Origin of the sequence: Enterococcus sp. AZ194 (assembly GCF_051713825.1) — a bacterium.
Taxonomy (GTDB): Bacteria; Bacillota; Bacilli; order Lactobacillales; family Enterococcaceae; genus Enterococcus_K.
Genome location: NZ_JBIOQR010000001.1, coordinates 2,653,092 through 2,666,247 on the forward strand (window position 1 = coordinate 2,653,092; position 13,156 = coordinate 2,666,247).

Genomic DNA, 13,156 nt, shown 5'->3' on the forward strand with positions numbered 1-13,156 from the left:
TCAACATAAACCCCTTGTTCTTATCTCTAATTATAGTAAAAACCAAAGTACAAAAAGCCTTTCTATCCTAATCGGTCGATTTTGTATCCTAAACGGCGAAAGTTTTCGACTAGATAGTTAAACAGCAGAGCCACCTCTTCTTGTTCAGTCGGTTTTTGACCTTATGTATTCTTTACAGTAAAAAGTTGCTAATCGATTCGTTCATCGACCAGCAACTTTTTCATTTTTGTTTATTGTGCTTTACTTTTTCTTTCATTTTTCATGATTGAAAGTGATTGTTTTAGTGAAGAGAAGAGTCCGCCTTCACTGTATACCAAAACATTTGATTTATACATTGCAGCAGAAAAGAACATTAAGATAAATGTTGAAATGATTAACACAACGACTGAAATTGCTGCACCAGCTATATCGACGGTTTCATTCGCCAATCGAATCGGCATGACATAAGAGGATAAGAACGGGATATAAGAAGTCACTCTTATCACGATATTGTTTGGATCAGCAGCGCCTAACGTCAATCCTAACATGTAAGCGCCAAGCGATAGATAAGTGACCGGCAGAATTGCTTTTGCCGTATCTTCTGCCTTGTTAACAAGTGAACCACATAAAGCCGCCAAAACAGAATAGATAAGAATGCCCAAAATAATGAAAATTGCTGTAAATCCTAAGAATGGGCCAACAATTTTTTGTAAGGCACCACTTTGCGTAAACTGCTTCACGAATTCTAAATCTTTAAACTTCATGTAGCCGGCACCAAAGATTGCGACATACAAGACAATTTGAGTAACCGCAACAAGTAGAACACCAATTAGTTTTCCATAAAAATGAGTCTGTGCTTTGGTACTAGATAAGATGACTTCCATAATTCGTGTGCCTTTTTCGGAAGCAATTTCTTGAGCAATAATTTGTGCATACGTTAAAATAATAACAAAAAGCAGAATCGTCGCTGCATAACTAACTAAGAACTGGATGTCGCTATTATCTTCCCCAATTTTCATTTTCCCAGAATCGTCAAAGCTGACCTTTTGCTTAACAAATTCTGCTGGCTGAGTCAAACTGGCTACTTCTTCAGCGCTTAAACCAAGCTGAGTTGCCCGTCCAGAAGATTGAAGAGAAGCAAGTAACTGTTGAAGAATTAATTCTGTACTTTGCCCCATAGAAGATTCACTGAATAATTCCCCTTTTACAGTTTGTGTCTGTTCATCAATCGTTAAGACCATGTAAGCATCGATTTTTTCATCGCTCAGTTTGGTTTGAGCCTTTTTTTCAGAATCCACCGCTGTAAATTCATAGTCAGATGATTTATCTTCAGCTAAAGCTTTGGCTAGTTCTGGTTTGTTTGAAACAAGGCCAATTTTATCAACAGTTGACATTCCTCCTGCAAAGCTCCCTGCTAAATAAATGACACCCATCATAATAAAAGGCACGAGAATCATAATTAAGAAGGCTATAGATTTTACATTTTTCTTATAAACGTCCGATGTGATAATCCAAAATTTACTCATTTAAGGCACCAGCTTTCATTTTAAATATTTCCTCTAAGGTTGGTGGTTGTTGATTGAACATTGGGATGTACCCAGATTGTGTCGCGCGAGCAAAAATTTCTTTCCCAGCTTCTGGATTCGATAAAGTAATATCGAGCGTTTGATCTTCTTTTTGAAGTACTTCTTTCACCCCTTCGACTGATTGGACTTCTTCTAGTGTTAAATCTGATTCCAAGAAGACTTTTGTTCGGCCAAACGATTGGCGGATTTCATGAACTACACCGTTTAATACCGTGCGTCCGTTGTTTAACATAATTAGGTGGTCACAGATTTTTTCAACGTTGTCCATATTGTGACTAGAGAATATTACGCAAGAGCCTTTCTCTTTTAATTCAATAATGCCATCTTTCAAAAGCTCAGCATTGACAGGATCCAAGCCACTAAATGGTTCATCTAAAATGATTAGCTTTGGCTCATGAATAAGCGTTGCAATCAGTTGGACTTTCTGTTGATTCCCTTTAGATAAAGATTTCACTTTATCCGTTTTTTTTCCTTTTACTTGGAATTTTTCCATCAATTCATCAATTTTGGGTTCAATCTCCTTTTTTGTTTTGCCACGTAACGCAGCAAAGTAAAGTAATTGATCTTGAATCGTAATTTTTGGATAAAGCCCACGTTCTTCTGGCAGGTACCCAATAATGTTGTAGTCTTTTTCGTTTAGCTTGTGCCCATTCCAAAGCACTTCACCTGAATCAGCTGTTAAGAAATCAAGAATCAAACGGAAGGTGGTAGTTTTGCCGGCCCCATTTTGACCAATTAACCCCATTATCTTCCCTTTTGGAATGGTAAAGCTAAGGTCATCGACTGCTGTGTAGTTTCCAAAAGTTTTTACTAAGTTTTTTACTTCTAACATATTTTCACTCCTCTTTTAAAATAATTCTCTAAATAGGTGCGTCACAATTACACTGATACTTCCACCTAAGAAACCGCCAAGAAGCATAAGGAGAATTACATCACGTAATTTTCGTTGTTTCTTGGCAAATACTTCAGGATTTTTGTAAAATTCTATTCTTTTTCCATACATCACCCGAGCAAAAAGAACATTAACTATGATGCCGATTGGCCAAAATGTAAAGAAAAAACCAATGAAATAAAGGAAAAATCGCGTCCATTCAGCTGACAGATTAGTGCCAACTTCATTTTTAGACATAATCAACAAATATATAAATACAAGCCCGACTGGAAGGGTTAAAAAACTTCGCATGATCCCCCAAACCCATTCTTTATGTATTCTGTCACGATAACTTTGTGGATCGGAGTAGATTGGGGTGGCCTCAAGGGAAGCCTCAAAATAGAAATACTTGTTTTTATAGGTGTAGATATTTTTCCATCCTGCCTCTTCGTAAAGAGACAAATAGTCAGGAATACTGGATTTGTCACCATCATAAAAGTCAATCGCAAACTGGCTGTCTCTAGGTGTTCCCCGTTTAAAAATTAGTAGACCTGTTCTTGATACTCGATCCAATGTCCATCCTTCATGAGCCTCTTTTTTTAACCTTGTTATCTCGTATTCAGGATAAAACATCACCCCATTGCTCATGACGTATTTTCGATCTTTGAAAATCATACTTCCCCTCCCTCCACTAGTAATTTTTGTCCTGCTTCAAAAAAGAGTTTTCTTCGCTGAATATCTTTTTTGAGCACTTCTTTACCTGACTCAGTGATTGTATAGACTTTTTTCCTATCATTTGTATTTTCCAACGTGATGTATTGGTTTTTTTGAAGTTTTTTTAAGATGGTATACATACTGGCTGGCCCAATTTCAACAGTCCCCTTTGTTAATTCACTGACTTCCTTCATAATTGCATAACCATGCTGTGGTCGTAGCAAAGCTAATAAGATTAAATAAGTAGAGTCTGTGAGTGTTTCATCCATGTATTTCCTCCTTATCTAGTCACTTCTATATATCATCATCCGATATATCAATAAATGATATATCTCATAACGATATATTACTTGACGATATATATATTGTCAAGCAATTATATGAAAAAGAATTATTACTATTGAATAACGATAGTTTTTTTATTAGCGCACCACCTATTCAGATGCTAAGAGGCTGGGCCACAACAACTTATAAAGTTATGGCCCAGCCTCTCTTTATCCGAATAAACGTTGGCGACAAAAGCAGATGTATATGTTTTATGGATCAATACGTATTCTTTTTGTGATCATTTTCTTGTAGCTGCTCTTGCGATTGAGTTAATGTCTTGTGAACACTCTCAGCGACATTTTTAGGCAAGCCAACTGCTTGTAAATCTTTAATGGTAGCTGCAGTGATATTTTTTAACGATTTAAATTCTTTTAGTAAGGTCTTCTTCCGTTTAGGTCCTAGTCCTTCAATCCCATCCAGTTTTGAAGCAAAGCTATTTTTGCTACGTAATTGACGATGGAATGTAATAGCGAATCGGTGAACCTCATCTTGAATTCTTTGAAGTAAAAAGAATTCTTGCGAGTTTCTTTCTAATGGAACAACCTCTAATGATGGCCCAAAAAGTAGCTCACTTGTTTTATGCTTGTCATTTTTGGCAAGCCCAGCAATCGGAATATCGAGTCCTAATTGATTTTCTAAGACATCCTTGGCTATATCCACTTGCCCTTTTCCGCCATCAATCAGAATTAAATCGGGCAGAGGAAGACTTTCTTTTAATACACGAGAGTAGCGACGATAAATGACTTCTCTCATTGAAGCGTAATCATCAGGGCCTTTGACCGTTTTAATTTTATATTTTCGATATTCATTTTTTGCTGGTCGTCCGTCAATAAAAACAACCATTGCTGATACAGGGTTAGTTCCCATGATATTTGAGTTATCGAATGCATCAATTCGTGTTGGAATTGGGATATTCATTGCATTTCCTAAACGTTCGACTGCGCCAATCGTTCGTTCTTGTTTGCGAACAATCAAATCAAACTTTTCATTTAGAGCAACAGCCGCATTTTTCCCAGCTAATTTTACTAGTTTTTTCTTTTCCCCTCGTTGTGGTTGAAGAACTTTGGTATGAAGTAAGGCCTCGACACTTTCTTGGTCGATATCGTCTGGAATCAGTACCTCTTTGGGAATAAAATGTTGGTTCTCTTGGTAAAATTGTCCGACATATGTCAAGAAATCCTCTTGTGCTTCGTTGTAAAAAGGGAAAATAGAGACATCGCGTTCGATAAGCTTCCCTTGTCTGACAAAAAAAACTTGAACACACATCCAGCCCTTGTCAACAGAATAACCAAAGATATCGCGATCGATTAAATCAGCATTGGTCATTTTCTGTTTGGTCATAACGGTTTCTATCGATTTGATTTGGTCTCGATATTCTGCTGCCCGCTCAAACTCCATGTTCTCAGCTGCTTCATTCATCTTTTTTTGTAAATCATCCTGAATAGCGGAGTGACCACCGTTTAAGAAACGTTTGATTTCTTCAACCATAGTTTTGTAACGAGCTGTCGGAATATCGAATATACACGGAGCCAAGCATTGTCCCATATGATAATAGAGACAGACTTCCTTAGGTAAAACCTTACATTTACGCAGAGGAAACAGCTTATCAAGTAATTTTTTGGTCTCATTGGCGGCTCCAACATCTGGATAAGGACCAAAGTAAAGTGCCTTGTCCTTCAAAACTTTTCGAGTAATTAAGAGTCGTGGGTAGTCCTCGTTAGTTATTTTAATGAAGGGATAGGTCTTATCATCCTTCAGCATGATATTATATTTTGGATCATTTTTTTTGATTAAGTTTATCTCTAGAAGCAAGGCTTCAATATTCGACTCTGTTACGATATATTCGAAATCCACAATCTCACTTACAAGTCGTTCCGTTTTTCCATCGTGACTTCCTGTAAAATAAGAACGGACGCGGTTTTTTAGTACTTTGGCTTTTCCAACATAAATGATCGTCCCATTTTTGTCTTTCATCAAGTAACAACCGGGTTGATCAGGGAGTAAGGCCAATTTATTTTGAATTCGTTCGTTCATCTTAATCCCCTTTTCTTATCTAAAGCTAGATTATATTATACCATGATTGTCAAAAAAGGGAGATGAAGAGTTCCTTTTGGTTGCCAACAGTCATGTTCAAATTACACGTTTAGCGAGTGCCTCATCTAAGCATATCATTAATAAAAATATAGACAAGAGACGCATGAATTCAGCTCAAGGTCATCAGTACTTGCTCAAAAGAGTTCCCTTGCAGTTAGTATGAATCCTCCCTATCTAGCTGTTATAGACCTTATAAAATGATTATTATTTTGCTTTTTTACTCAAATAAAAAAGCCTAGTCCGTGAACTAGTCAACGATCTAGGCTTTATACGTTTCGTTTATAAGTGTTTTGCAACCAATGCTTGTAATTGATCTTTTGAATGGACACCAATCAATTTTTCAACAACCTCGCCATCTTTTTTCAAAAGAAGTGTTGGAATGCTCATGACACCAAATGAAGCAGGTGTTTCCGGATTTTCATCCACATCCATTTTAACGATTTTTAATTCACCATCATCATACTCTTCATTTAATTGTTCTAAAATTGGTGCTTGCATACGACAAGGACCACACCAAGTTGCCCAAAAATCGATTAACACAAGACCGTTATCTGTTTCTTCTGCAAATGTTTTATCTGTAATTGCTTCAGTCATTATAAGAAACCTCCGTTTATTAAAATTAGATAGTAGTAAAACCTATAATTATATTATAGCACCTGTTGTAAATTCACTCTACTTATCTGCTTACAATAAGTAAGATGTGGTAGTCATCAACGCAATCATAGGCTAAAAAATTTTTTATTAGAGAAAACAAGTACATAGGTTTGTTTCGCTCGCACCTATTTTCTTGAATTTTTTTGCCAATCAAACCTTTAAGTTTCATTCAACTGTGTTTAGTTAAACTTCACGATAGTTGCCCCATTGCCGCCTTGATTTCCTGGTGCAAATGAATAACTTGCTACACTTCGATGATTCTTTAAGTAGTCCGTAATGCCTTGACGCAAAGCACCTGTCCCTTTTCCATGAACAATTGTTACTTGAGGGTAACCGGCTAATATCGCTGCATCTAAATATTGATCAACTTCGGCAAGTGCCTCCTCATAACGTTTTCCACGTAAATCTAGTTGATTGGGCACGTGACTACTTTCAGCAGAGCGAACGGAATGAATCACTCGTTGAACTGGCTCTTTTTGTGGTGTTAGTGGCGTCATATCGGATTCATCAACCTGCATTTTTAAGATGCCTAGCTGAACCTGCCACTGATGGGCACTCATTTTTTTCAGTAAGGTACCACGTTGACCATACGTTGTCACCATCACTTCATCCCCCACTTTCAGGGTCTTCTGCTCTTTGGCTTTTTTTAGTACCTTATTTTTTTGTAAATGTCCTTCGTTTTGATGAAGGCTAGCTAATTGTGTTTTCGCTTCAATCAATTGATGTTCTTTTACGCCAGATTGGCCGTTTGCTAGTTGCATTTTCCGAATATCAGAAATGATTTTTTCCGCATTCTCTTCGGCTTCTGCCACCACTTCATTGGCTTTCTTACGGGCTTTGGCTAATTCTTTTTCACGCTCATCAAAGAAGAAACTGTAGGCTTCCTTCAGTTCATCATGAAGGCGTTGCGCTTCATCAACGTAATGACGAACTTCTAGATATTCCGTCTCAGCCATCTTCCGTCGATTCTCCAAATCAGCAATCATTTCATTCAGATCTTGGCTTTCGCCATCCATAATTTGTTTGGCTTCATCAATAATCTGTGTATCTAAACCCAGACGTTTTGAAATTTCAAAGGCATTACTTCGCCCAGGCACACCAATTAATAAACGATAGGTTGGGCTCAAGGTGTCCACATTAAATTCCATACTGGCATTAATTGTATTGGCTCTATTATAGCCATAGACTTTTAATTCAGGATAGTGAGTGGTTGCCATCACATAAGCAGATTTTGCACCCAAGGCATCCAAAATTGAAATCGCCAATGCGGCACCTTCTTGAGGATCAGTTCCAGCTCCCAGCTCATCAAATAGAACTAAGCTATGTTCATTTACCTTTCCTAAGACATCCACAATGGTCGTCATATGAGAAGAGAAAGTTGAAAGACTTTGTTCAATTGACTGTTCATCACCAATATCAGCAAAGATTTCTTCAAAAATTCCCATCTGACTCTCTTCATCAACCGGAATCGGTAATCCTGCTTGCCCCATCAGTTGGAGTAAGCCTAATGTTTTGAGGGTAATTGTTTTCCCACCAGTATTTGGCCCTGTGATGACGACTGCCTGATAATCTTTGCCAATCGTAATATCATTGGCAACAGCTTTTTCTTGGTCCAATAAAGGATGACGTGCTTGTTTGAAAATCACTTGATTCTCTGGACTAACTGCTGGCACAATCCCTTTAATTTCTTTCCCAAAGCGGGCCTTTGCGTTGATTAGATCCAATTTCCCAATCACGTAAGCATTATGCAAGATATCTTGTCTATGAGGCACTAATTCTGCGGACAATTCTGAAAGGATTCTGGCCACTTCATTTCGTTCAGCAATTTGATGCTGACGCAGACGGTTATTGGATTCAACAATTTGTTTTGGCTCAATAAATAAGGTTTGACCAGACGCACTCTGATCATGGACCACACCCCCAAAGATACTGCGATATTCTTGTTTGACAGGAATCACGTATCGCTCATTTCGCATGGTGACAATCGCATCACTCAAGTATTTGGCATTTTTCCCACGCACAATTCCATCTAATTGTTCGCGAATCGTTTGTTCACTGCGACGAATATTTTGACGAATCACACGCAACTCAGGCGACGCTTCGTCCGTTACACGCCCATCCTCATCAATTGCAGCCTTTAGTCGCTGGTTCAAAGCTGGAATGGTAATCAATTCTTTTTTCCAGTCATACAAACGCAAAAACTCAATTTCACTATCTTCTAAATCATCTATAAACCGGGTTAATTCACTCGTTGTTGAGAGAACGCGAGCAACCTGTGCGAGCTCCAAGCCGTTTAGGTCAGCGCCAATCTCAATTCTTTTCATATGCGGACGGATGTTTTCAAGCTTTGGAATCGGAATGCCTCCACGTAATCGTTGAACTTTTAAACCGTCTTCCGTTTCTTGTAACCAAGCATCAATCACTTGCGCATCGCTAACTGGAACTAACTGATTCATCTCATCTGTTCCTTGAGCGGTAACTAAGTATTGTGCCATCATTTGTTTAACTTTATCGAAATCTAATGTGGATAAGATTCGGTTATTCATTCTTTCACCTACTTTTATAAAAATAATGCTTCTATTAAAACTGTCTATCTACCATTTATATAGGATCCAATCGTTTTCCTAAAAAGAGAGCAGGACAATAGTACGCCCCACTCGAAACTATTTCAAAATATTATTCACCCAAAGATTCTGAATCTGATTTGAAAATATCGGGGTATTTTCAACAATTGAGCGGGTAAAACCACTTGCACGGAATTGATTTTGAATAAAATCAATCGGTAATAAAGTTAATAGCGACAAGACTAAAAAGATGCCAATATACATCAATAAAGCGCTGACCACGCCACCTGCTACCCAATCAAATTGGTGCAGAATCGGTAGAAACGTTAAGCTGTGAGCAAACACACCAATTAAACGTGTCACCATCCAACCGATAAACAAAATCATCAGAAAGGCAATCGCAGCATAATAGGCTTGATCTAATTCAAGCCCCATTTCTTTTGTAAAGAAGACTAATTTCGAGTTCTCTGTTACAGAAGGATAGGGAATATAGAGTTCAAGCTTTGGCGCAAGCTCTTTATAGTAGAGACGGGCAGCAAGGTACGACAGAAAATAACCAACCGTATAGACTAGTTGGAGCGTGAGCCCTCTTCGTGCACCAGAATAAAAAGCAATTGCTAATAAAATAAAGATAAATAGGGTGACCATAAAATACTCCTTCCCACTATTCGTGAGCAGTTTTCTGTTGAATCTGACGTTTCCTGTTCTCATTTAGAATTTGTTGAGCTTCTACATGATTTTGAATTTCGACTTCCCCTTGGCCGTTTTTGTCTAACACTTCGCGAGCTTCGGCCTCAATCGCTTCGATACGTTTGACACGATTTTCTAGCTCTACTACGCGGATCGCCGATTGTTTTAATTCAGCAACCTGTTTTTCCAATTTAAGTAGCTTTTCTTGTTTTTTTAATTGGTCTGACATCGCGTTAATTGCTAAAAGAACAGAGGCTTGCTCCGTATCAATTTGTGGGGACATTTGTTTGATTTCATTTAGTTGATCATTGACAAGTTTGGTTACCAAATCCATGTGGCGTTTGCCTTCTTGTCCGATAATTGTATAGTTTTGTCCGGCAATAACTGCTTTATACCGTTTCTTTTCTTGTACCATGTAAATTATTCCTTTCTATCACAAGTCCAACACCTATTGTAGCATGAGTAAGTTTTGTTTGTGGCTTGTATAAGTTTAAAGTTTTGTTAAAATAGTTTGTGGTCTTTTGAAAGTGAGGCTTCCTGAATTCAAAAAAGTACAGAAGTCTTTTCACTTGGTTCGTCGTAGAAACTGACTGCCCTTAAATTATAACAGAAAATTCTATTTCTGCACGCTTACGCAAAAGATTTCCACCTATTTTACGTATATTTATTAAGAGAGATTGAAAAATATAAAAAAAACAGTAGTATAAAAGTACACTCCCTAAATAGATACCTGTTTAGAGGACTATTGGAATGAGGAATGAAAATGAACACAGTCGTAATTAAAGTATCGCAAAAAGTAATGAGTCAGATGAAGGAAGCCTATAAAGGTAATATACTAAACAAAAAGGTTCCCCATAGTGCGTTCGTCGTAAAAAAAGGTAGCACGACAATTACTGCCTATACTTCGGGGAAGGTCATGTTTCAAGGGGAATCTGCACAAAGAGAAGCGGCTGTTTGGGGTGAGGAAATTCCTAAAAAGAAAAAGCCGAGCTCTAGTAAAAGAGGAGCAAACGCATCTCTTCCCGAAAATCTCAGTCAGTTGTCGGTATTAGGGAGTGATGAGGTTGGGAATGGCAGTTATTTTGGACCTGTGACAGTCTGCGCAGCTTATGCAGACAAAGAACATCTTTCTGAGCTTAGAGAACTCGGCGTAAAAGATTCAAAAGCCTTAACAGACACTCAGATTCGTCAAATGGCTGAAAAAATCAAAGAATTAATTCCGTATCAATTACTCGTCGTGAATCCAGAAAAATATAATCAAATTCAACCTACTTATAATGCGGTTCGAATGAAGGTTGCCTTGCATAACCAAGCAATTGCCCTTTTATTGGAAAAAATTGCTCCAGTAAAACCTGAAGCAATCTTGATTGACCAGTTTACGCCCGAAGCAAATTATATGAAATATGTGGCTATGGAGCGGACGATGGTCGACCAAAGACTATATTTTACGACTAAAGGAGAACAATATCATCTAGCGGTGGCTGCAGCCTCTATTATTAGCCGGGCTAGCTTCTTGGACGAACTCGATAAAGCCTCAACAGAGCTTGGGATGACCATTCCCTCAGGAGCCGGTGCCAAATCAGACCAAGTAGCAGCAGATATCCTCAGAAAAGGCGGTCTTGAGTTGTTAAGAAATTATGCAAAGTTACACTTTGCGAACACTGAAAAAGCTCAAAAATTAGTATGAAAAACTACGTACGAAAAGTTTGTTAGACGAAACTTTTTGTACGTAGTTTTTTTATTATCGTAAAGCAACGATTCTATCTAGCTAAGTGGACAAGAGCGAATACTTAATGGTCTTAGTCTGCCTCTTCCACTTGGTAACGCAAAACAGTCTTTAATTTTTCTGGAGCTACTTTTCGTGGGTCCGATAGATAAATCTCACGATGAATATAACGTTCCATAATATTTACGCGCTTCAAGTGGTTTTTTTGTAAGTAAGCATCCATCTTCTCAAACGATTCTAATTCATGGTCGTAAGAACCCATATGTAGCATTTGAACACTCTTTCCTTCATGATACGCTTCAAGTGTCACCCCTTCGTAATGAGGATTCGGTTTTTTAATTGCTAATCTTTCTAAGCTGTCCAGTAAATTCTCTTGCGTAATAAACGGCAGCTGACGAATCATAATCTTGTATTCCAATGCGTCTTTGTTTAGAGACGCCCCTTTTGATCCATCACCTGTTGTCCAGATTCCTTCTAGCGGATAGACTACATACTCCATTGGTCGATCACCTAAAAGCCCTTTTTTAATACTCATTCTAAAGTCATAAGAAAGAGCATAAAGAGCAGCCGTTTGTTGCGCAAATAACTCTGAGTTTGGATTTCCTTTACCTGTCAAAACGAGGTATTTGTAAGTAGGTACCTCAACTATCTGTGGCATCGTTTTTGGTAAATAGATTATTTTTTCTTCTTTTCGCCATTCGTACTTCATTGATTTTCTCCTCAATTCCTGTGGTTTTTTTTGCGTTGTTCAATTTTGTTCATCAGTTGCCTATTTTTGAAAGTATGTTTTCCTTTCTCTTTAGTACTCGTATGGTAAAACTAAAGAAACTGTCAAAAAAGGTGAAGTCGACTAACTCAGTGATTCAATTTTTTGGTTGTAGTTCATTGAGCTTAGTCAAAGTGCTTATCGATAATCTTTCCCCCATGGAAAAAGAGTTCATAAACGAGTAAGTCCTCAAAATAAATTTTTTCAGTGCCGGAAAATTTGTCAAAATCTCCAGAAACATCCATCACATAGGTATATGCCTCTTTTCTTAACAGCCGAGGACCTCTATACGGAAGTTTCTCACTCGGATTCATTAGAGCTGATTTCAAAAAAGAGCTCTTAAACTTATGATCCAACACATCACCGTAATAGTTCATTGACCAGACTGGCTCTTTGTCATACCAAACGATTTCTTGCCCTGAGAAAGAATGTGTCCCCACATAAGAATCACGATACATGTATTTACCTTCTGCAAACTGTAAGTCATAGCTTTGTAGTCTAGAGCTATCTGTTTGCCCCGTATTGTTCGCATAAGTTTCACGCTTTGCTTTGACCAAAAATGTTAGAATATTCTCCAATAAATTTCTCTCCCATTCAATTTCTACTTCTTTACTAATCATGATACTCATCGTTTTTGTTCGTGTAAAGGGGAACAAGAAATCTTCTTATTTATTGTGGATAGTGTCAGCATTTTTAGAGAGGTGTAAAAAATTGCGTTCTTTACATTAGTTTAAAAGTCTGTTCGCTTTACATAACGAACAAACGTTCTGTATAATGATGGAATAAACATGATTACCATACAAGGAGTGAAGGCATTATGCAAATTAATTTACGACACTATGTGGATTCAGATGATTCTTCTTTAATTGAACTAGCTCAAAAGACAGGGATTTCTTACGATACATTACTTGATATGTATACCAAAAATGAATTTGATGAGAACGGCTTAAGTGTCACTGATTTGACCAATCTTATGATTGCTTTGGAGTTAACGAATATTAATTTATTAGTCCCAGGGATGAAGTAATTTTTAACCACGCAATAATTTGGGCGATGACCTTCTTTACAAACTCGCCCTTTTTGGCAGAGTAATTACAGTTAGATTGTTTTTTTATGACCAGGATTTCTAAATAAAAAATTAAGAACAACCCTTTTTTGAAAAGAAAAATTAGCCAAAGAGACTAA

The 13,156-nt window shown here is 37.6% G+C and carries 13 protein-coding genes; 2 read left to right on the forward strand and 11 right to left on the reverse strand.

What is annotated here, in order from left to right; translation table 11 throughout:
• Positions 1–230: 230 nt before the first annotated feature.
• The 9 genes from IGI37_RS12480 to zapA form a co-directional block, all read right to left on the reverse strand.
• Entirely contained in the window at positions 231–1,505 is a 1,275-nt protein-coding gene (locus IGI37_RS12480; RefSeq protein WP_438762301.1) for an ABC transporter permease, read from the reverse strand.
• Positions 1,498–2,397, reverse strand: a complete 900-nt coding sequence (locus IGI37_RS12485; RefSeq protein ID WP_438762302.1) for an ABC transporter ATP-binding protein — start codon at positions 2,395–2,397, stop codon at positions 1,498–1,500. The genes IGI37_RS12480 and IGI37_RS12485 overlap by 8 nt, the downstream gene beginning before the upstream one ends.
• Before the next feature lie 15 nt (positions 2,398–2,412).
• A complete protein-coding gene (locus IGI37_RS12490; RefSeq protein ID WP_438762303.1) occupies positions 2,413–3,111 on the reverse strand; it encodes a DUF2812 domain-containing protein in 699 nt (232 codons plus the stop codon).
• Positions 3,108–3,419 carry a PadR family transcriptional regulator gene (locus tag IGI37_RS12495; protein WP_438762304.1) on the reverse strand — a complete coding sequence of 104 codons (312 nt, stop codon included), beginning with the start codon at positions 3,417–3,419 and terminating at the stop codon, positions 3,108–3,110. The genes IGI37_RS12490 and IGI37_RS12495 overlap by 4 nt, the downstream gene beginning before the upstream one ends.
• Before the next feature lie 274 nt (positions 3,420–3,693).
• Positions 3,694–5,511, reverse strand: coding sequence for an excinuclease ABC subunit UvrC (gene uvrC, locus IGI37_RS12500; RefSeq protein WP_438762305.1), 1,818 nt, complete (start codon positions 5,509–5,511; stop codon positions 3,694–3,696).
• 339 nt (positions 5,512–5,850) lie between these two features.
• Complete coding sequence (gene trxA / locus IGI37_RS12505; protein WP_438762306.1) at positions 5,851–6,165, reverse strand: thioredoxin; 315 nt, start codon at positions 6,163–6,165, stop codon at positions 5,851–5,853.
• A 239-nt stretch (positions 6,166–6,404) separates the two neighbouring features.
• Positions 6,405–8,771 (reverse strand): endonuclease MutS2, encoded by a 2,367-nt coding sequence (locus IGI37_RS12510; protein WP_438762307.1) that lies wholly within the window; start codon positions 8,769–8,771, stop codon positions 6,405–6,407.
• 117 nt (positions 8,772–8,888) lie between these two features.
• On the reverse strand, positions 8,889–9,437 hold the full coding sequence (locus IGI37_RS12515; RefSeq protein ID WP_438762308.1) for a CvpA family protein: 549 nt from the start codon (positions 9,435–9,437) through the stop codon (positions 8,889–8,891).
• Between the two features lie 16 nt (positions 9,438–9,453).
• Entirely contained in the window at positions 9,454–9,894 is a 441-nt protein-coding gene (gene zapA, locus IGI37_RS12520) for a cell division protein ZapA (RefSeq protein WP_438762309.1), read from the reverse strand.
• A gap of 348 nt (positions 9,895–10,242) precedes the next feature.
• Between zapA and rnhC the strand changes: the two genes are divergently transcribed.
• Entirely contained in the window at positions 10,243–11,166 is a 924-nt protein-coding gene (gene rnhC, locus IGI37_RS12525; RefSeq protein WP_438762310.1) for a ribonuclease HIII, read from the forward strand.
• 112 nt (positions 11,167–11,278) lie between these two features.
• Here rnhC and IGI37_RS12530 read toward each other — a convergent pair whose 3' ends face one another.
• The gene (locus IGI37_RS12530) at positions 11,279–11,914 is read right to left on the reverse strand and encodes a GyrI-like domain-containing protein (RefSeq protein ID WP_438762311.1); all 636 of its coding nucleotides are present in this window, start codon (positions 11,912–11,914) and stop codon (positions 11,279–11,281) included.
• A gap of 182 nt (positions 11,915–12,096) precedes the next feature.
• A complete protein-coding gene (locus tag IGI37_RS12535) occupies positions 12,097–12,549 on the reverse strand; it encodes a DUF5680 domain-containing protein (protein WP_438762312.1) in 453 nt (150 codons plus the stop codon).
• A 239-nt stretch (positions 12,550–12,788) separates the two neighbouring features.
• Here IGI37_RS12535 and IGI37_RS12540 point away from each other — a divergent pair, with 239 nt between their 5' ends.
• The gene (locus IGI37_RS12540; RefSeq protein ID WP_438762313.1) at positions 12,789–12,998 is read left to right on the forward strand and encodes a hypothetical protein; all 210 of its coding nucleotides are present in this window, start codon (positions 12,789–12,791) and stop codon (positions 12,996–12,998) included.
• Positions 12,999–13,156: the final 158 nt, after the last annotated feature.